15 protein-coding genes are annotated in these 19,183 nt (G+C 61.8%); 6 read left to right on the top strand and 9 right to left on the bottom strand.

Annotation, left to right across the window (positions count from 1 at the left end):
* Positions 1-127 precede the first annotated feature (127 nt).
* The 6 genes from AC07UR_RS04155 to AC07UR_RS04130 all read right to left on the bottom strand — a co-directional run bounded on the left by AC07UR_RS04155 (position 128) and on the right by AC07UR_RS04130 (position 7,791).
* Positions 128-2,029 carry a potassium transporter Kup gene (locus AC07UR_RS04155; RefSeq protein ID WP_173419162.1) on the bottom strand — a complete coding sequence of 634 codons (1,902 nt, stop codon included), beginning with the start codon at positions 2,027-2,029 and terminating at the stop codon, positions 128-130.
* A gap of 17 nt (positions 2,030-2,046) precedes the next feature.
* The gene (locus AC07UR_RS04150; protein ID WP_209787299.1) at positions 2,047-3,024 is read right to left on the bottom strand and encodes a magnesium transporter CorA family protein; all 978 of its coding nucleotides are present in this window, start codon (positions 3,022-3,024) and stop codon (positions 2,047-2,049) included.
* A 419-nt stretch (positions 3,025-3,443) separates the two neighbouring features.
* A complete protein-coding gene (gene apbC / locus AC07UR_RS04145) occupies positions 3,444-4,604 on the bottom strand; it encodes an iron-sulfur cluster carrier protein ApbC (RefSeq protein ID WP_209787301.1) in 1,161 nt (386 codons plus the stop codon).
* Between the two features lie 514 nt (positions 4,605-5,118).
* Complete coding sequence (locus AC07UR_RS04140; RefSeq protein ID WP_077504193.1) at positions 5,119-5,874, bottom strand: LuxR family transcriptional regulator; 756 nt, start codon at positions 5,872-5,874, stop codon at positions 5,119-5,121.
* 169 nt (positions 5,875-6,043) lie between these two features.
* Entirely contained in the window at positions 6,044-6,784 is a 741-nt protein-coding gene (locus tag AC07UR_RS04135) for a helix-turn-helix transcriptional regulator (RefSeq protein WP_077504194.1), read from the bottom strand.
* Between the two features lie 194 nt (positions 6,785-6,978).
* A complete protein-coding gene (locus AC07UR_RS04130; protein ID WP_209787303.1) occupies positions 6,979-7,791 on the bottom strand; it encodes an IclR family transcriptional regulator in 813 nt (270 codons plus the stop codon).
* Between the two features lie 165 nt (positions 7,792-7,956).
* Between AC07UR_RS04130 and AC07UR_RS04125 the strand changes: the two genes are divergently transcribed.
* From AC07UR_RS04125 to AC07UR_RS04105, 5 genes are all read left to right on the top strand, one after another.
* Complete coding sequence (locus tag AC07UR_RS04125) at positions 7,957-8,727, top strand: SDR family NAD(P)-dependent oxidoreductase (RefSeq protein WP_173419158.1); 771 nt, start codon at positions 7,957-7,959, stop codon at positions 8,725-8,727.
* The gene (locus AC07UR_RS04120) at positions 8,724-9,644 is read left to right on the top strand and encodes a 2-dehydro-3-deoxygalactonokinase (protein WP_234902773.1); all 921 of its coding nucleotides are present in this window, start codon (positions 8,724-8,726) and stop codon (positions 9,642-9,644) included. Before AC07UR_RS04125 ends, AC07UR_RS04120 begins: the two co-directional genes overlap by 4 nt.
* A gap of 16 nt (positions 9,645-9,660) precedes the next feature.
* Positions 9,661-10,296 carry a 2-dehydro-3-deoxy-6-phosphogalactonate aldolase gene (locus tag AC07UR_RS04115; RefSeq protein ID WP_209787305.1) on the top strand — a complete coding sequence of 212 codons (636 nt, stop codon included), beginning with the start codon at positions 9,661-9,663 and terminating at the stop codon, positions 10,294-10,296.
* Positions 10,296-11,180 (top strand): SMP-30/gluconolactonase/LRE family protein, encoded by an 885-nt coding sequence (locus tag AC07UR_RS04110; RefSeq protein ID WP_209787307.1) that lies wholly within the window; start codon positions 10,296-10,298, stop codon positions 11,178-11,180. Before AC07UR_RS04115 ends, AC07UR_RS04110 begins: the two co-directional genes overlap by 1 nt.
* An 81-nt stretch (positions 11,181-11,261) precedes the next feature.
* The gene (locus AC07UR_RS04105; protein ID WP_209787309.1) at positions 11,262-12,986 is read left to right on the top strand and encodes an IlvD/Edd family dehydratase; all 1,725 of its coding nucleotides are present in this window, start codon (positions 11,262-11,264) and stop codon (positions 12,984-12,986) included.
* A gap of 60 nt (positions 12,987-13,046) precedes the next feature.
* Here AC07UR_RS04105 and AC07UR_RS04100 read toward each other — a convergent pair whose 3' ends face one another.
* On the bottom strand, positions 13,047-14,144 hold the full coding sequence (locus tag AC07UR_RS04100; RefSeq protein WP_209787311.1) for a hypothetical protein: 1,098 nt from the start codon (positions 14,142-14,144) through the stop codon (positions 13,047-13,049).
* Between the two features lie 363 nt (positions 14,145-14,507).
* Here AC07UR_RS04100 and AC07UR_RS04095 point away from each other — a divergent pair, with 363 nt between their 5' ends.
* The gene (locus AC07UR_RS04095) at positions 14,508-15,149 is read left to right on the top strand and encodes a PRC-barrel domain-containing protein (RefSeq protein ID WP_173419152.1); all 642 of its coding nucleotides are present in this window, start codon (positions 14,508-14,510) and stop codon (positions 15,147-15,149) included.
* A gap of 330 nt (positions 15,150-15,479) precedes the next feature.
* Here AC07UR_RS04095 and AC07UR_RS04090 read toward each other — a convergent pair whose 3' ends face one another.
* The gene (locus tag AC07UR_RS04090) at positions 15,480-17,528 is read right to left on the bottom strand and encodes an NADH:flavin oxidoreductase (RefSeq protein WP_327795804.1); all 2,049 of its coding nucleotides are present in this window, start codon (positions 17,526-17,528) and stop codon (positions 15,480-15,482) included.
* Between the two features lie 91 nt (positions 17,529-17,619).
* Positions 17,620-19,170: a trimethylamine methyltransferase family protein gene (locus AC07UR_RS04085; RefSeq protein WP_209787313.1), complete on the bottom strand. Its 1,551-nt coding sequence runs from the start codon at positions 19,168-19,170 to the stop codon at positions 17,620-17,622.
* Positions 19,171-19,183 lie beyond the last annotated feature (13 nt).

Raw genomic sequence — 19,183 nt, 5'->3', positions numbered from 1 at the left:
TGGCCGGCAACGCTTCGTTCGAGCCTTGAAAATGAAGCATTAACCTTGATGTTTGGTTAATGCGTGTTCACTGAAAGACAGTGGTGGCGGACTTTTGGCCCGCCAGCCGCCTCCGCCACCGGTGACGTCAGATGATGACGTGCGAGCCGAGTTCGACCACGCGGTTGGTCGGCAGGCGGAAATAGTCGGAAGGGTCGATCGCCGCGTTGGCGAGCGCGATGAACAGGCGGTCCTGCCAATGCGGCATGCCCGACTGCGCGTCCGGAACGAGCTTGCGCCTTCCGAGATAGAACGACGTCGACATGATGTCGAACTTCAGCCCAGACTTGCGGAACAGGCCAAGCGCCTGCGAGACGTTCTGCGTCTCCATGAAACCGAAGCGCATTTCGAGCAGGGTGAAGCGCTCCGACAGCGGCTGCACGCTGACGCGTTCGGTCTTGGGAACCTTCGGCGTGTTGGCGGTGCGGATCGTCAGAATGAAGTTCTGCTGATGCAGCACGTGATTGTGCTTGATGTTGTGCAGCAGGGCCGCCGGTGTCGATTCCGGGTCGCTGGTCAGGAACACCGCGGTGCCGGGTACAGAAACCGGTGCGTGCTCGCTCTTGCGCTCGATGGACTTGACGAAGCTTGCGAGCGGAATGTCGATATGGCGGGTCTTGGCATGCAGGATTTCCGTACCGCGCTTCCAGGTCCACATGATGACGATGAAAGTAGCGGCGATCAGCACGGGCACGTAGCCGCCATCATGGATCTTCAGCATGTTGGCACCGAGGAACACGAACTCCAGTGCAAACAGCGGCAAAAGCACGGCGCCGGCCCAGAGCGCCGACCAGTTCCAGCGCGCGCGCAGGAACTCGAAGGAGAGAACCGTCGTCACCACCATCGCGCCGGTCACCGAGATGCCGTAGGCGGTGGCAAGCGATTCCGACGAGCCGAAGACGAAGACCAGCGCCATGACGCCGAACATCAGCAGGGTGTTGACGTTGGGCAGATAGATCTGGCCGGTATGGGTTTCCGAGGTGTGGAAGATCGCCATGCGCGGCAGGAAGCCGAGGTGGATCGCCTGCCGCGTCAGCGAAAACGCACCGGTTATCACCGCCTGGCTGGCAATGATCGTCGCGAACGTCGCGAGGATGACGACTGGCAGCAGCGCCCATTTCGGGAACATCAGGAAGAACGGGTCCGACATCGCCTCGGGGTTTTTCAGGACGAAAGCGCCCTGGCCTAGATAGTTGAGTGTCAGCGCGGGAAAGACCACCAGGAACCAGGCCCACTGGATCGGGCGGCGGCCGAAATGGCCAAGGTCCGCATAGAGCGCCTCCGCGCCGGTCACCGTCAGGAAGACGGCGCCGAGCACGATGATGCCGACATAGCCCTCATTGAACATGAAGCTGGCGGCATAATAGGGATTGAAGGCCTTGAAGATCGACAGGTCGTCGGAAATGTGGATGACGCCGATACCGCCCATCACCAGGAACCAGACGAGCGTGATCGGGCCGAAGAAGTTGGAAACGGCGGCCGTTCCCTTCGACTGCACCGCAAACATCAAAAGCAGAATGACGACCGCGATCGGGACGACGTAGTCCGACAGCGCCGGGGTCACGAGCTTCAGACCCTCGACGGCCGAAAGCACGGATAGGGCCGGCGTGATCATCGCATCGCCAATAAAGAGTGCGGCACCGGCAATGCCCATGAAGAACAGGATTGCCGTGTGGCCGTTCCCGGTCTTCATCAACAGCGCCAGCAGCGAGAGCGTGCCGCCCTCCCCCTGGTTGTCGGCGCGCAGCAGAAACAGCACATATTTGATCGTCACGATGATCGTCAGGGTCCAGATCATCAGCGAGATCAGACCGATGATTTCGACATCGGTCACGCCGTCGTGGGACACCGGGCGGAGTGCTTCGCGAAACGCGTAGAGCGGGCTGGTGCCGATATCGCCGTAGACCACGCCGATGGAGCCGAGGCCGAGGACGAGCAGCCGGCGCAGGTCTTTCGACCCTTGTGTGGAAGGGGCATGCGATTGGGTCATGCGTGTCCTACTGGCTGTTAGAGCCAGCCTTTCCAGCGAAAGAAGAAAAAGGGTATCACGGCGGATATCACCATGGCGGCAAGCGCGAAGGGATAGCCGAGCTGCCATTCAAGTTCCGGCATCGCGCGAAAATTCATACCGTAGACGGAGGCGACCAGCGTTGGCGGCAACAATACCACCGAAGCGATCGAGAAGATCTTGATGATGGCATTCTGCTCGACATTGATGAGGCCGAGCGAGGCGTCGAGCAAAAAGGTGATGTTGCCGGAGATGAACGAGGCATGCTCCGACAATGTCTGGATGTCGCGCGAGATCGAGCGGCAGAGTTCGCGGCTGTCCTTGTCCGCCTGGACTTCGGGAACGGTGTAGACGAAGGTCAAAAGGCGCGAGAGCGAGGCAAGACTGTCGCGGGTCTTGGCGACCAGACGGTGATGACCGGCCACGTCGCGCAGGCGCGCCTCGAGGAAGTGCGGCGGCCGGCGCTTGACGACCGCCTTGTCGCCAAAGACCTGCAGCGACAGATCGTCGATCTTGCCGACGGCCTGCTCGAGGATTTCCGCTGTGCGGTCGGCGATCGTTTCGAGCAGCCGCGTCAACATCACGACGCCGTTCGGGCAGCCGCCGGGAATCCGGTGCATCGCCGCCTTGAAGAGGGCGAAAGCGCGTGGTTCGGCGTAGCGAATGGTCACCAGCCGTCCGCCATGCAGGATGAAGGCAACGTCAGTCAGATCTGGAATATCGGTTTCGGAGCGGTAGACCAGCGACGCCGTCATGAAAACCGCATCAGCCTCAGAATAGAGCCGGCTCGACGGCTCGATGTCCTTCAGGTCCTCGCGTGTCGGGATGGAGATGCCCAGGAGCTTCTCCATCATCAGATCCTCGGCCTTGTTCGGCTCGACGAGATCGACCCAGACGATGTCGGGACGCAGCGCAACCGGCTCGTCCGCCACCGACAGGGAGACGATCTCTCCATTGGAGCAATAGCCCGTGATCATTCAGGCGCCCTTCCCGCGGCTGCGGTCCCGGGTGGAGATGCGAGCCCGCGCGAAAGTGAGCAACCGCATTGGCGCCACATTATTCCCACTATCGAAATCCATCGGATGAAGCGTTCCCAGTCAGGACAAAATCCTCAACTCGGTCATCGCGGGAGGACAAGGTCTCCGGCGAGAGGGCGCTAAGTTGGGCACCTTCGCAAGTGCGGCACGGCATATGGCGCAACACAGACGCAAAATCAATGCCCCCTCGATACATGACACAGGCGCCGTCTACCGTTCCGGCGCCACCCTACTGCATGTTTCGCCGAATCGAAATCGGGTTTCGGACAAAATTGTGCCGCTATTCGCAGGGCTTCGGAGCCGACCCGGCCTGTGTCGCGTGACGGGTCGACCCGATCGAACAGGCCGCGGACGACGGCCTATTCGAAGACGATATTCGGCATCGCGCGGCTCTTGTCGTCTCGTGCTGCCGAGACTTCGCGCCAGACCTTCGTCGCGATCTCACGATAGATGCGGGCGATTTCCCCCTCCGGATCGGAAACGACCAGCGGCGTACCGGCATCGGAGGTTTCCCGAATGCCCATGGTCAGCGGCACTTCGCCGAGGAACGGCACGCCGATACGCTCGGCTTCCTTGCGCGCACCGCCATGGCCGAAGATATCGTAGCGTTTTCCGGTGTCCGGGGCGACGAAATAGCTCATGTTCTCGATGATGCCGAGCACCGGTACTTCGACCTTGCGGAACATCGCCAGCCCTTTGCGGGCGTCGATCAGGGCCAGGTCCTGCGGCGTCGAGACGATCACCGCGCCGGCGAGCGGAACCTGCTGCGCCATGGTCAACTGTGCGTCGCCGGTGCCCGGAGGCATGTCGACCACCAGGACATCGAGATCGCCCCAGGCGACTTCGCGCAGCATCTGCAGCAATGCCGACTGGATCATCGGGCCGCGCCAGATCATCGCCACTTCCTCGTCGACGAGGAAGCCCATGGACATGACCTTGAGGCCGTAGTTTTCCATCGGGCGGATCATTCGTCCTTCGATCTGCTGCGGCCGACCCGAAATCTTCAGGAGGCGCGGCATGGACGGGCCATAGATGTCGGCGTCGAGCAGGCCGACCTTCAGGCCGTTGGCCTTCAGCGCCAGCGCCAGGTTGACCGATGTGGTGGACTTGCCGACACCGCCCTTGCCGGAGGCGACGGCGATGATGGCGCCGACGCCGGGAATGCCGGCCTTTGCAGGCGCGCCGCCTGCCGGACGCTGACCATGCGCGTGGCCGGCATGAGCGCCGGCCGGTTGCGGGCGCTGCACCGGGGCAGCCGCGGGTGCCGCCTTGCGGTCCGCGGTCAAGGCAACCATTGCGGCGCTGATGCCAGGGATTTCGCGCACCACGCGCTCGGCTGCAGCCCGCATCGGCTCCAGCTCCTTGGCGCGGTCGGCCGGCACGGTGATCGAAAAATAGGCCTTGCCATCCGAAATGAAGACATCCGACACGAGCCCAAGCTCGACGATGTTTCCTTCCATATCCGGACCGCGCACGGTTCGCAGCTTATCAAGTACCACGTCTCTGGAGACTTCCGGCATCGCGTCCTCTCATTCTACTGTCCTCTTAGATAATCGAGGCCGGGCGCTTCGCCAATGCGACATAACGGAAAAAGCAGAGCCGCCACTCATCCCTTGTGTCCGTACATCCGGGATCACAGTGGAATAAGGTGGCGGCCCTTTTTGTCGCGACCTTCTTGGGCGCTGTCTTGTTTTAGTCCCCTCTGGACATGCCAATAGCAATGCAGGATGCGTGCCAGATTCAAACTGAAAATGAACCTATAATGTTTTCAATAAGATAACGGAATTACCGCACGCCGACGCCCGCGAGAGCATCTGCCCAGTTTATGAGCAATGATCTCAAAATCGCACAGTATGGCAGCAACTGCGTGGGCGCACCACGTTTGACGGCGGCTTCGCGCACGCGCGAATGCGCCGCTCCAGAACTGAAGAATGTCGCGCAAAAGTGTGCCGCGGTCTTGCGATAACGACATGCGCAAAAACAAGAACTTAAAGCGCGCCACGCGAATCTGAAAGATCGCGACGCGCTTTAAGGCTAGCTGATGTAGCCCTTCTTCATCGCCTTGACGACGGCCTGCGTGCGGTTCACCGCATCGAGCTTTTTGGTGACGTGGTTGAGGTAGTGGTTCACGGTGTGCTCGGAGAGGCCGAGGATGCCGGCGATCTCGGCGCTGGTCTTTCCAGCCGCCGTCCAGCTGAGGCACTGGATCTCGCGCTCGGAAAGGGACGCACTGGCGTTCTTCCAGACCGAGCCGATCTCTGCCAGCCGGTTGTAGATATGGATTGCGATCATCTGCAATTCCATGGTCACGGTCATCGGCAGTTCGGCTTCCGGCCCCATCAGGATCACCGCGCCGCGACCACCTTCTGCGTCGTGCACCGGGAAATAGCTCGCCTGGAAGATGCCGTTGTCGCGCAGCATGGCAATGTATTCGCTGGCCGAATCGGGTTTGCCACCCTCGCCTTCCCAGGCTTCGAGCGTCACCTGGAAAGGTGTCGTCGTTTCCCGCAGCCGTTTGACGCCGGTGCTGAAGCGCAGCATCGACAGGCTGTCATACTTGTTCAGCAGCTCGGCAGGCATGTTGGATATAACGGTGGTTGCAGCCAGGCGGTCCACGTCGATGGACGGGATCGAGCAGATGAGAAAGGTTTTGAAGCCAAACATCTGCGTGACCCTCCGCATATAGCGGATGATATCGAACTGGGTCTCCAGTTTTGCGATCTCGGACGCGAAATCACCGCCCCGGGGCAGATCTGCGTCAGTCGTCCCGGTGGTCATCGTATCCTGCATTCGCGCGTTCCATGGCATTCATCAATTATCAAATAGACCGACCCGCAGGCCAATGCCAACAGATGATCGAGATTCCCTGCCCTACGCGCCCAAAAGCCTGTGTATTTCCCTGCAAGCGAACTGCGCCATGCCGCAGCATCCAGCTTTGATGTGCAGAAAGTGCCAGTTCTCAGTTGATCAAACCGGCGCGCATGGCCTTGGCGACCGTCTGCACGCGGTTGACCGAATCCAGCTTTCGCGTCGCTCGGTTGAGATAGTGGTTCACTGTATACTCCGACAGCGCAAGGATCCGCGCCATCTCGCTCGTGGTCTTGCCGGCAGCGGCCCAGCGCAGGCATTCCACCTCACGGCGCGACAGGCTTCCCGACCCGCGCCGATCGCGCTCGCGCACCTCGACCAGCTTGCTGAAGAGGATGCCGGCCCACAGATTGAGTTCTTGCATTTCATCGTTCGACACGACGGGGCGATCGCCGCCAAAGGCAATGGCAGCGCGGTGGCCACCGGCGTCGTGCACCGGAAGGTAAATCCCGCGCGGCATGCCCGCCTGCTCGAAGACGCAGATCGCCGCGTCGCCCTTGCCATCGGCGCGCCGGCGCGCCAGCTGGTGGGCGTCATAGGTGAAGGGTATGGTGCTGCGGCGCAGGCGCTGGATCACAGGGCTGCCATTGATCAGGCCAGCGCTGTCGTAACCTTTCAGGAACTCGACCGGATAGGTCGTCATGATCGCGTTGGCCTCAAGGCTATTGCAGCCGGTATCCGGAACGGCGAGCACAAGGAAGCCACGGAAGCCGTAGGCGTCCGCAACCTGCCCGATCACCCGTCTGATATCATCCTCGCAACAGATAGGCCCCCTCACGGACCGCCCGTCGGGGAGCATCAACGACGCCATATTCGCGCTGAAATCGATCATCTTCCGCCCTTCTCCACATCCGGCTCCGGGGAGGAGCACGGCCGCTGACGCCGCATGAAGATTACGTCAAAATTATTCTTAATGACAAAATCAAACCTGGTCGCGGTCAACCGCAAAGCTAACCTGATATATTAACGTTATCGAGGTTGGAACACCACGTCCAGTCGAAGTTTCTAATTTACCGTAAAGTGAACTCAAGGTCCACCGCGGCCCGGACCGAGGCGAATCGCGGCCTCCTCCCCGATCGCCGCCGCCGCCGCCCGCACCGCCCCCGACCAGGCGATCAACTGCTCCATGCTCACCCTGTAGGCCGGCCCCGTAACCGAGATTCCAGCTGTCAGATCGCTGCCCGACACACGGATCGGCGCAGCGACGCAACGGATCTCTATCTCATGTTCTTCCCGATCGAAAGCGTGTCCGTCGCGGCGGATGTCCGCAATCTCCGCCAGCAGCGTTTCGGCTGAGCGATGGGTATGCGGAGTGAAGGCGTGAAAGGCCATTTTCGCCACAAGCCGCTCAAGTTCCGGTTGCGGCAACAGCGACAGCGCCGCCTTGCCAATGCCGGTGCAATAGACGGGAGAGGCCTTGCCGATCTGCGAACTCATGCGCACCGTTTGCCGGCTTTCGACCTTGTCGACATAGACGATTTCGGTTTCCCTGAGGATGCCGAGATGCACGGTTTCTCCGGTCAGCTCGTGCAGGCTGCGAAGATGCGGCTCGGCAACATCGCGAAAACGATTGCCGGCCCAGGAGCGAGAGGCGAGCGTCAACAGGCGAAGGCCGGGCTCATAGGAGAGATCGCGGCGCTGCACGAGCAGCCCTTCCTCGACGAGGTGGCTGAGCAGCCGATGCAAGGTACCGCGCGGCTGGCCGGATCTCGCCAGAATATCGGTGAACCGCTGTGGCCCGTCCGCCATGACCACCGCTTCAAGAACGGCCATGGCCTTGCCAAGCGTACCGGTGCCGGCCGCCTCGCCGTGCGCAATTCCTGTGAGTTCCACGCTCATGTCGCCCGTTTCATTCCCGCCCATACAGCTCTGGGTCCGCCAATCCGATCTTGACAAAATAACCGTTGCCGCCCGATAATTCCATATAATAAAATCGCGTTCCACATATCGGAACATTAAGATCGACAAACGTGCCAAAGCGGCGCGAACGGGAGTGCCGATCAGATGCCGTTGCCTGCGGCCCAATTTCACGATCTCAGGGATCGCCGTGTCCTTGTCACCGGCGGTGGCGCCGGCATCGGTGCGGCACTCGTCGAAGGTTTCGTTCGTCAGGGTGCGCAGGTCGCCTTCGTCGACATCGACGCGACGGCAAGCTTGGAGCTCGCCGACAGGCTCTCGGCCGAGACCGGATACAGACCGCTCTTCATTCATGCCGATCTGCGCGATATCGACGCGGTGAGACGGGCCGTCGAAACGACTGCGGCGACGCTCGGCGCGCTCCACGTGCTCGTCAACAATGCGGCCCGCGACGACCGACAGCCACTCGAAGATGTCACCGAAGAAAGCTGGGACGAAAGCCAGGCGGTCAATCTCAGGCACCTGTTTTTCATGAGTCAGGCGGTGGCGCCGCACATGCGGCAGGCCGGCGGCGGATCGATCATCAATTTCTCGTCGATCGCCTTCCTGCTGAACATGGCGGAAATCCCGGCCTATGCGACGGCCAAGGCCGGCATTGTCGGATTGACGAAGTCGCTCGCCGGCAAGCTCGGCCCCGACAATATCCGCGTCAATGCGATCCTTCCCGGCATGATTGTCACCGAGCGGCAAAAAAAGCTCTGGCTGGACGAAGCGGCGATCATGGCGATGCTGGAGAAGCAGTGCCTGAAACGAAGCCTGACCGCAGACGACCTCGTGGGCCCTTGCCTCTACCTGGCTTCGAACTGTTCCACGGGCATGACGGCCCAAACGATGATCATTGATGGAGGCGCACTTTGATGACCGCAGCCTATTATGCCGCAGTCGACTGGGGAACCACGAGCTTTCGGCTCTGGATCATTGCGGAGGACGGCGCGGTGCTTGCCGAACGACGCAGCGGTGAAGGCATGACCACGGCTGCCAAGACCGGCTTTTCGACCGTCCTGGAGGCGCATCTGGCCGCGGTGGCTGCGCCCGCGCACCTGCCGGTGATCATCTGCGGGATGGCGGGCGCCAAGCAGGGTTGGGTGGAGGCCGGCTATCTCGACACCCCCGCCGCCCTCTCGACGATTGCCGCAGGTGCCGTCGCTGTGCCTGATATCGACCGCGACATTCGCATTCTTCCAGGTCTCGCCCAGCGCGATCCGCAGCATCCCGACGTGATGCGCGGCGAGGAAACGCAACTGCTCGGTGCCGCGACCAGCCTCGGCGACGGCCGGCATCTCGTCTGCATGCCCGGAACCCACAGCAAATGGGTGCGCCTCGAGGGCGGCAAGGTCACAGGTTTCTCGACCTTCATGACCGGAGAATTGTTCGATGTGATCTCCAAGCATTCGATCCTCAGCCACTCGATCGCGGATGCGCAGGTCTTTTCCGGCGAGCATCCGGCGTTCCTCGCAGCCGTTGCAGCGGCCTGCGCCAACCCGGCGCTCGCCACCAACCTGACGTTCGGCGTGCGTGCCGGTCAATTGCTTCACGGCGCGACGGCGACCGACGCCAAGGCGACGCTCTCCGGCACGCTGATCGGGCTTGAGATTGCCGGGGCACTCGCAGCAGCCGGTGCGGTCGACAGCGTCTGCCTCGTTGCCTCCGGCTCGCTCGGCGCGCTCTACCGCGCAGCACTAACAAGCCTCAACCTTAGCCCGCGGATCGTCGATGCCGACGAGGCCGTGCGCGCCGGCCTTTCGACTGCCGCTCAGGCAATCTGGCCCCTCTGACCGAAAGACTGCTGAGATGAACCGTATCCCCTTTCCACCGATGAAATACCCGCTGGTCGCCATTCTGCGCGGCTTGAAGCCTGAAGAAACTGAAGGCGTCGTCGGCACGCTGATCGAGACCGGCTTTACCGCGATCGAGATCCCGCTCAATTCGCCCGACCCGTTCCGCTCGATCGAAACAGCGGTGAAGATGGCGCCGCAAGGCTGCCTGATCGGCGCCGGCACGGTGCTGACGACAGAGCAGGTCGAACAGCTTGCCGATGTCGGCGGAAAGCTGATGGTCAGCCCGAATGTCGAACCGGCGGTCATCCGGCTGGCGGCGCAAAAGGGTATGGTGACAATGCCCGGCGTCTTCACCCCGACGGAAGCACTTGCCGCTGCCGCGGCGGGTGCCACCGGCCTCAAGTTCTTCCCGGCAAGCGTGCTTGGCCCGTCCGGCATCGCCGCGATCCGTACCGTGCTTCCGACCGACGTCGAAGTGGCGGCCGTCGGCGGCGTGTCGGAGGAGAATTTCGCAGACTACGCCAGGATCGGCATCAGAAGCTTCGGGCTCGGATCGAGCCTCTACAAGCCAGGCATGACTGCTGCAGACGTCGGCAAGCGGGCCATCGCGACGATCAAAGCCTACGACGCCGTCTATGGAGCACGCTGATGAGCGATACCCTTCCCTTTTCCGGCAGCATCCTCTGCCAATCGACCTCGATCCTCGGAGAAGGCCCGACCTATGACCCCGGCACCGGCACAGCCTGGTGGTTCAACATCAAGGGTCAGGAGCTGCATGAGCTGCATCTGGAATCCGGGCGCAAGACCGTGCATGACCTTCCGTTCCTCGGCAGCGTCCTTGCGGTTATCGATCCGTCCCGGCAACTGATCGCCTCCGATCAGGGGCTCTTTATCAGGGATACGCAGACGGGCGCGTTCAGCCTGCTGACAACGCTTGAAGACAAGCCCGGCAATCGCTCGAATGACGGCCGCGTTCACGCCTCCGGTTCGCTGTGGATCGGAACCATGGGCCGCAGCGCGGAAAAGGGCGCGGGCGCGATCTATCACGTCGCCGGGACAAAGGTAACCAAGCTCTATGATCGGGTCACCATCCCCAACAGCATCTGCTTTTCGCCTGATGGAACCGTTGCCTATTTCGTCGACACCGACATCAACCACCTGATGCGCGTCGACATCGATGCCGAGACGGGGTTGCCGAAGGGCGAGCCCAGCCTGCTCGTCGACGGCAGTGGCGAGAAAGGCGGCATCGACGGCTCGGTCTGCGATGCCGACGGCCTGATCTGGAACGCCCGCTGGGGAAGCGGCACGGTCGACGTCTACCGCCCAGACGGCTTGCGGATCGCGCGCTACGCGATGCCGACGACGCAGCCGAGCTGCACGGCCTTCATCGGCCCCAAGGCCGACCGCATGCTGGTGACGTCTGCCTGGCAGGATCTCGATGACACCGCGCGCACGGCCGATCCACATGCCGGCAAGACCTTCGAACTCGGCGTCAGCGTCAAGGGTCGTTTCGAACCGTCGTTCCGCCTCTGATCGGAAAGTGTTGGCGGAACGCCAATAAAAAGTCATACAATTCATCCACGCGATCAAACGCATGGTGAGGAGGAAGCTCGCATGAGCGACAAGAAGAAAGAACTGCGCAGTCGCCACTGGTACGGCGGCACCCACAAGGACGGCTTCATCCACCGCTCGTGGATGAAGAACCAGGGTTTCCCGGATCACGTCTTCGACGGGCGTCCGATCATCGGCATCTGCAACACTTGGTCGGAACTGACGCCTTGCAACAGCCATCTGCGCATTCTGGCGGAGGGCGTGAAGCGTGGCGTGTGGGAGGCCGGCGGCTTTCCGGTCGAGTTTCCTGTGTCCTCGCTCGGCGAAACGCAGATGCGGCCGACGGCAATGCTGTTTCGCAATCTGCTCGCCATGGACGTCGAGGAGGCGATCCGCGCCTATGGCATCGACGGCGTCGTGCTGCTCGGCGGCTGCGACAAGACCACCCCCGGCCAGCTGATGGGGGCTGCGTCCGTGGACCTGCCGACCATCGTCGTTTCCTCCGGGCCGATGCTGAACGGCAAGTGGAAGGGCAAGGACATCGGCTCCGGCACCGACGTCTGGAAGTTTTCAGAAGCGGTGCGCGCCGGCGAGATGAGCGTTCAGGAATTCATGGCGGCCGAAAGCGGCATGTCGCGTTCGCCCGGCGTCTGCATGACCATGGGCACCGCCACCACCATGGCTTCGATCGTCGAGGCGATGGGCCTGTCGCTGCCGACCAACGCTGCCCTTCCCGCTGTCGACGCCCGCCGCATGGCGCTGTCCCACATGACCGGCAAGCGCATTGTCGAAATGGTGCATGAGGACCTGCGCCTGTCGAAGATCCTGACCAAGAAGAATTTTGAAAATGGCATCATCGCCAACGCGGCCGTCGGCGGTTCGACCAATGCGGTCGTGCATATGCTGGCGATCGCCGGCCGCGCCGGCGTCGATCTCTGTCTCGAGGACTTCGACCGCGTCGGCGGCCAGGTGCCCTGCATCGTCAATTGCATGCCGTCTGGCAAGTATCTGATCGAGGATCTCGCCTATGCCGGCGGCCTGCCTGCCGTCATGAACCGCATCCAGCATCTGCTGCATCCGGATGCGCCGACCGTTTTCGGCATGCCGATCAGCCGATACTGGGAAGACGCCGAAGTCTTCAACGACGACGTCATCCGTCCGCTCGACAACCCCTTGCGCGCCGCAGCCGGCATTCGCGTGCTCAAGGGCAACCTTGCGCCAAACGGTGCGGTCATCAAGCCGTCTGCCGCCAGTGAGCATCTGCTGGCGCACGAGGGGCCCGCCTATGTGTTCGAGACGATCGAAGACCTGAAGGCCAAGATCGACGATCCGGACCTGCCGGTGACGGAAGATACGATCCTCGTGCTCAAGGGTTGCGGCCCCAAGGGCTATCCCGGCATGGCGGAAGTCGGCAACATGCCGATCCCGCGCCGGCTGGTCGAAAAGGGCGTGCGCGACATGGTGCGCGTGTCAGACGCCCGCATGTCGGGCACGGCCTTTGGCACCGTCGTGCTGCATGTCAGCCCGGAATCGAACGCCGGCGGACCGCTGGCGATCGTCAGAACCGGCGACCGCATCCGCCTCGATGCGCTGAAGGGGGAACTCAACCTGATGATCAGTGACGAAGAGTTTGCCTCCCGCATGGCCGCCTGGCAGCCACCGGAGCAGAAATGGACCCGCGGCTACTACAAGCTCTACCAGGACACGGTGCTGCAGGCGGACAAGGGCGCGGACCTCGATTTCCTCGTTGGCGGCAGCGGCAGCGAGGTTCTTCGCGAAAGCCACTGAGACTGCCGTCGCATCAAACGGCACTGCAGTACGAGCCCCGCCGTTTCGGCGGGGTTTTCTTCATCCCGCCATTGGTCGCCGCCCGATCCGCACCTCGCCGACCGGCGCCGACGAGCGCAGGCGCGACCAGGTCTCGTAGCCATAAATGGCAAGACCGACCGCAATGAAGAGTTCCTTGTATTCGGTCGGATCCCAGATGCGCACGAGGTCGTGTGCCTGCAGAACGAACAGTTCCTGGATCGCGACGATCAAAATGGCGGTTGCGGTCAGCAGGACGAACTCCCGCCACAGTCCACCCCGCAGAGCGAGATCGGCGATCACCAAGAGGATGATCACCGTCATCATCACCATCATCTGCGTCGGCAGCATGCTCCAGTTGTCGCTGTTGAAGGCCGCCATCGGTGCGCTTGCCGCCAGCACCAGCACGCTGGGCACGAAAGCTTCCAGCCGTCCGAGCGCAAAGCCCTTGCGAAGATAGAGCCAGATAAAGGGCACGAGCGTCAGCAACACGAAGCTGCCGGTGTAGTAGAGCAACTCGGAAAAGCCGGTGGAGATGTTGTGCAGGTTCAGTTCCTGCTGCTTGTTCAGCCCCAGCAATGCGTCAGGCGTGGCAAGGCCGAAAACGCGCTGCATCCAGGATATCTCCTCCATGCCGACAACGAAGAGGACAAGGCTGAAAGATGCGGCGGCGCCAGTTGCAAGCCATGCATCGCGACCGGCCTCCCCGCGCGCCGCACGCAATTGACCTGTCGCCACCAGCGCGAAGAACACACTCGAGGCGAAGATCAACAGAGCAGAAAGCCACTCGAAGATGTTGTCCTCGCGGGCCAGGGCGCTGAAAGTCACGGCGTCGACGCTGAAAAGCAGGGCGGCGGCGGCCGCAAGGACCAGCGTGGCGATGCTGATCGACAGTTCGCGGCGCGAAGCCACGCGAAGCATAGGCGCGCCCAGCCAGGAGGCATCACGCGTAAAACCTTGAATGGCCGCAAGCGAAAGGCTGAGCGCGACCCATGCATGCCATAGATTATAGGGCTCGACCCGCGGCATTCGCTCCGAGAAATAGCGCACGCCGAACAGGCTGCGCTCAATGCCGACAAGGCAGACCATCACCAAAACAGAAAGCAGGGAAACGGAGAGAAATCGCCGCGGCAGAAACATTGGGAACCGTCCAGATCAGCAGGATTGACTATCCACGATATGATCCGTTTCCCGCCTTCGCCAAGTATCGCCAAGAACACTCAAGATTGAGTGAATGTAAAGAAGCAATCAATAAATCACTAAAATACGAAGTTTGAATGATGGCATCAGATATCGGCCGAACGAACGACAACGGTCTCCGGAGATATTGATCTGCGGCCATCGAAAGCTGGCGCATGACTACCGGAATTCCAATGTGATCAATTCATTTTTTTTGGAACCGTCTCTGCAGTCAAGCGTTGCTTTGATATCACCGGTGCGGTGGAACCCTGGCTCTTTCAGGACCGCGCCTTGATCGACAACGTCAAGGAAAGGCATTTTGACATGACCAAGAAACTTGTATCTTCCGTTGCGGCCGGTGCGCTTATCGCAAGTGTTGCGTTCGCTCCGATGGCCTTCGCCCAGGACGCTGCTCAGCCTAAGCCGGCCGAGCCGCAGGCGATGGAAATCCAGCCGGCTCCGGGCACCGAAACGCCTGCCGACCAGGCGCAGACGACACCGCCCGCGACCACCGAAGCGCCTGCCGACATGGCGCAGTCTGACGGCACCTACATAACCGAGCAGGCCGCCGACCAGATCGCGACCAGCACCTATGTCGGCCAGACCGTTTACAACGCCGGCGATGAAAAAGTCGGCGAGATCAACGACCTGATCATCAAGAAGGATGGCGGTGTCGAAGCCGCGGTGATCGGTGTCGGTGGCTTCCTGGGACTCGGCGAGAAGAATGTTGCGGTCCCGTTCGATCGCATTCAGATTTCCGAACAGGCCAATACGGATGCCCTGAAGCTGACGACGACGGAAACCGCCGAAACCTTGAAGGCGGCCCCGGAGTTCAAGACCAAGGCGCAGCAGGTCGCCGAGCAGAACGCCAACCAGCCGGTTGACACCTCGACGACCTCCTCGACCACCGGAACGGCACCGGCGACAGCGATTGAGCCGGCACCGGCTGAGGGTACCCAGCAGTAAGCTGGATCAAGAGACGACCAGGAGATGGAGCGGCGGTGCTTTCACCGCCGCTTTTCTTTGTTAGAGCGCTTCATCTTTAAACGGAAACATTCTGCCGGAAGGAATTTCGGCCAGAACCAAGTCGGCTGGCGAAGAGCGCAGCAGAAGCTGCGGTCGAGACGGACGCCGCCGGTAATGGCCGAAATTCATCCGGCCCTTCGGGTTGGCTGAAAACGGCCGTCCACTGTGTCGAATGGCTTGACCGATGGGTCCGCATCGCTCTGCACCATCCTTCGTGTGGAACGGCCGTTTTGAGCCAACAGAATCGCTTCCGTTTAAAGATGAAACGCTCTAGATCAGAACGCCATAACGCAGTGCATCGTAAATGCCGGCATGGATGTTGCGGCTTGCAACCGCGTCACCAATACGGAACATGTCGAAGCTGCTGTCGGGATTGCGAAGCGCGATCGGATTTTCACCGCGAAGCAGCGCCTTATAGTCGACGGCGCCCAGATTGCGGGAAAGCGGCTTCAATTCGCGATAGAGATCGTCCATCGGCACGGTGCCATGCTCGACCACCACCTGCGCCACCCGCCGCTCGCTTAATGCGGTGTCCGAAAAATCGGACCCGAGCGTCGCGACCAGCCCATTGCCGTCCCGCCGAACCGATTTCAGACGGGTATTGATCGTTACACGCACATTGTGATCCGCGAAGGTCTTGGCATAGGGCACGTGGTTCATGCCGCCGACTTCGGGCGCAAACATCCGCTCGGGCGACACGATCTCCAGCTCGACGCCGGCGCGCGCAATGAGTTCGGCCGCGGTCATGCCGCTATGGGCGCCGTTGTCGTCGTAGAGCAGCACCGGTCCTTCCGGCTTGACCGCACCGGCAATGATATCCCAACTCGAAACGACCAGATCGTCCCCGGCCTCCAGAGCCGGGTTTTGTGCAATGCCGCCGGTAGCGACGACGACGAGATCGGGCGAACGCTCCTGAATGTCGTCGACGCCCGCAAAAACATTGTAGTGGACGGGCACGCCGAGCCGCTCCAGCTCCGACAGCCGCCAGTCGACGATGCCGATCAGCTCCCGGCGCCTCGGATTGCGCTGGGCAAGCAGGATCTGCCCGCCGGCCTGGCCGGTGGCCTCAAGGATCTCGACACTGTGGCCGCGCTCGGCAAGCACGCGCGCCACTTCGAGACCGGCCGGCCCGGCGCCAACAACCACAGCCTTTCGCTTCGGCCCGGAGCTCCTGGAAATCACATGCGGCACGATCGCCTCACGGCCGGTCGCCGCATTGTGAATGCACAGCGCGCCGCCGCCCTCATAGATGCGGTCGAGACAGTAGGTCGCGCCGACGCAAGGTCGGATCTCGGCCTCCCTGCCTTCCTTGATCTTCCTGACGATGTGCGGGTCGGCGATATGGGCGCGGGTCATCCCGACCATGTCGAGCTTGCCTTCGGCGATCGCGTGGCGGGCAGTCGCGACATCGGCGATGCGGGCCGCATGGAACACTGGAAATTTCGTCGCCGCCCTGACTTCACCGGCAAAATCGAGATGCGGCGAGGCCGCCATGCCCTGGATCGGGATGACCTTGGTGAGTGGCGCATCGTGATCGATATGCCCGCGGATGATGTTAAGAAAATCCACCTTGCCAGAATCCGCCATGCGGCGGGCGATCTCGATGCCTTCTTCTTTGGAAAGCCCCTTGTCCCAATCCTCGTCCGCGACCATGCGCATGCCGACGATGAAATCCGGGCCGACGGATGTGCGGATCGCGTCGAGCACCATGTGGGTAAAACGCAGGCGGTTGTCGAGCGAGCCGCCGAAGTCGTCGTCGCGCTGGTTGGTCGCCGGCGACCAGAAGCCGTCCATCAGGTGGCCGTAGGCCTCGAGCTCGATGCCGTCGAGGCCGGCTGCCTGCATGCGGGCGGCCGCTGCCGCATAGTCGGCGACGATGCGCTCGATATCCCAATCCTCGATCTCCTTGGGGAAGGAACGGTGCGCGGCTTCGCGAACAGGAGAGGCGGAAAGAACCGGCAGCCAGTCGCCCTTGTTCCAGCCGGTGCGGCGACCGAGATGGGTCAGCTGGATCATCACCGCGCAATCATGCTCATGACAGTCGTCGGCGATCTTCTTCAGCCACGGCACAATCTCGTCGGAATAGGCATGGAGATTGCCGAAGGCCGGCGGTGAATCCTCCGAAACGATGGCGGAGCCGGCCGTCATGGTCAGCGCCATGCCGCCCTTGGCCTTTTCAAGGTGGTAGAGGCGATAGCGATCCTTCGGCATGCCGTCTTCGGAATAGGCCGGCTCATGGGCCGTCGACATGATCCGGTTCTTGAGCGTCAGGTGTTTCAAGCTGTAGGGTTGGAGCAGCGGGTCTTTCGGCAGCGTCATTTCTGTTCCCTTGAGCGCCGCCTGTCCGCTGAGGCGGACCGGGGACACTGCATCATTCTTGTTCTTTGTATTCCGGCAAGCTGACGGCAGCTTAGTACCAGGCGTCCGCCATGTCGTTCTTGCGGCGAGTGACATAGTCGGTCAAAGCGTCATCAATTGCCACGTCCAGCGGCGGCGCTTCGTATTCGGCGAGCGTCTTCTTCCAGCTGCGGTTGGCACGCGTCGCCATGTCAGTGCCGCCCTCCTCCGTCCATTTCTCGAACGGCTCGTTGTCAGACAGGCCTGAATCCCAGAAGGCCGTCTGGTAGTTGCGCATGGTGTGGTCGCAGCCGAGGAAATGGCTGCCGGGCCCGACCTGAAGGAAGGCGTCCATGGCGAGCGTGTTGTCGTCGACGACGACGCCGGCGAGATAGGAATGCAGCGCGCCGCAGAAGTCCGTGTCCATGACAAATTTCTCGTAAGACATCGCCAGCAGCCCGTCGACGAAGCCGGCCGAGTGCAGGATGAAGTTTGCGCCGCAATGAACCGCCGACAGCATCGACATGACGCCTTCCTGCATCGCCTGGGCGTCCGGCAGCTTGGAGTTGGAAAAATTACCGGCACAGCGTAGCGGCAGGCCGAGACGGCGTGCCAACTGGCCGATGACCATGCTGCCGATCGCCGGCTCCGGCGTCCCAAAGGTCGGCGAGCCTGAGCGAAGCGACATGGAGGACAGGAAGTTGCCGAAGATGACAGGCGCGCCCTTGCGCTCCAATTGGGTCAAGGCGCAGCCGGCTAGCGTCTCGGCATAGGACTGCGCAATCGCTCCGGCGTTGGTGACCGGCCCCATGGCGCCGCCGAGGATGAAGGGCACGATGACTGCCGCCTGGTTTGCCCGGGCATAGGCGCGCAACGACTTCGTCATCGTGCCGTCCCAGACGAGCGGCGAATTGACGTTAACGTTGCCAAGGATCACGCAATTGGCATCGACGAAATCGCGACCGAAGAGAATGCGCGCCATTTCGATCGAGTCTTCGGCGCGATCCTCCGCGGTGATCGAGCCCATGAAGGCCCGGTCGGAGTATTTGATGTGGCTGTAGACCATGTCCAGGTGGCGTTTGTTTACCGGCACATCGACCGGTTCGCAGATCGTACCGCCCGAATGGTGCAGCCACGGGCTCGACTGCGCCAGCTTGATCAGGTTGCGAAAGTCTTCGATCGTGCCGTAGCGCCGGCCGTTGTCGAGATCCGTGACGAACGGCGAGCCATAGGCCGGCGAGAACACGACGTTGTTGCCGCCGATCTCGACGCTGCGGGCGGGATTGCGGGCATGTTGGGTAAACTGGCGCGGTGCAGAGCGAACGATCTCCTTCAGCATGCCCGGTTCGAACGTCACCCGGAGGCCATCGAGTTTGGCACCGGCACGTTTCCAGTGATCGAGGACCGCGGGATCGTCGCGAAACTCGATGCCGACTTCGGCAAGGATGCGGTCGGCAATCGCCTCGATCCTCAGCAGATTTTCCTCGCTCAGGATATCATAGGTCGGAATGTTGCGGATGATATAGGGCACGCCAAGGCCTTTGGCGCCAACACCGCCGCGCTGCGGCCTTGCCCCTCGCGTCCGTCTCGGCGCTTCACCCGCTGCTACAGCTGCCATTTCCATTGCCGTTCTCCCA

The organism is Ensifer sp. GW821-FHT05G01, from assembly GCF_059419585.1.
This window is presented reverse-complemented; position numbering and strand designations above follow the sequence as displayed.

Bases quoted from the DNA above. Each gene is read 5' to 3' on its own strand.
- AC07UR_RS04140 (WP_077504193.1), bottom strand. From the start codon at position 5,874: ATGCAGGATACGATGACCACCGGGACGACTGACGCAGATCTGCCCCGG.
- AC07UR_RS04150 (WP_209787299.1), bottom strand. From the start codon at position 3,024: ATGATCACGGGCTATTGCTCCAATGGAGAGATCGTCTCCCTGTCGGTG.
- AC07UR_RS04130 (WP_209787303.1), bottom strand. From the start codon at position 7,791: ATGAGCGTGGAACTCACAGGAATTGCGCACGGCGAGGCGGCCGGCACC.
- AC07UR_RS04105 (WP_209787309.1), top strand. From the start codon at position 11,262: ATGAGCGACAAGAAGAAAGAACTGCGCAGTCGCCACTGGTACGGCGGC.
- AC07UR_RS04125 (WP_173419158.1), top strand. From the start codon at position 7,957: ATGCCGTTGCCTGCGGCCCAATTTCACGATCTCAGGGATCGCCGTGTC.
- AC07UR_RS04090 (WP_327795804.1), bottom strand. From the start codon at position 17,528: ATGACGCTGCCGAAAGACCCGCTGCTCCAACCCTACAGCTTGAAACAC.
- AC07UR_RS04100 (WP_209787311.1), bottom strand. From the start codon at position 14,144: ATGTTTCTGCCGCGGCGATTTCTCTCCGTTTCCCTGCTTTCTGTTTTG.
- AC07UR_RS04095 (WP_173419152.1), top strand. From the start codon at position 14,508: ATGACCAAGAAACTTGTATCTTCCGTTGCGGCCGGTGCGCTTATCGCA.
- AC07UR_RS04115 (WP_209787305.1), top strand. From the start codon at position 9,661: ATGAACCGTATCCCCTTTCCACCGATGAAATACCCGCTGGTCGCCATT.
- apbC (WP_209787301.1), bottom strand. From the start codon at position 4,604: ATGCCGGAAGTCTCCAGAGACGTGGTACTTGATAAGCTGCGAACCGTG.
- AC07UR_RS04110 (WP_209787307.1), top strand. From the start codon at position 10,296: ATGAGCGATACCCTTCCCTTTTCCGGCAGCATCCTCTGCCAATCGACC.
- AC07UR_RS04085 (WP_209787313.1), bottom strand. From the start codon at position 19,170: ATGGAAATGGCAGCTGTAGCAGCGGGTGAAGCGCCGAGACGGACGCGA.
- AC07UR_RS04135 (WP_077504194.1), bottom strand. From the start codon at position 6,784: ATGATCGATTTCAGCGCGAATATGGCGTCGTTGATGCTCCCCGACGGG.
- AC07UR_RS04155 (WP_173419162.1), bottom strand. From the start codon at position 2,029: ATGACCCAATCGCATGCCCCTTCCACACAAGGGTCGAAAGACCTGCGC.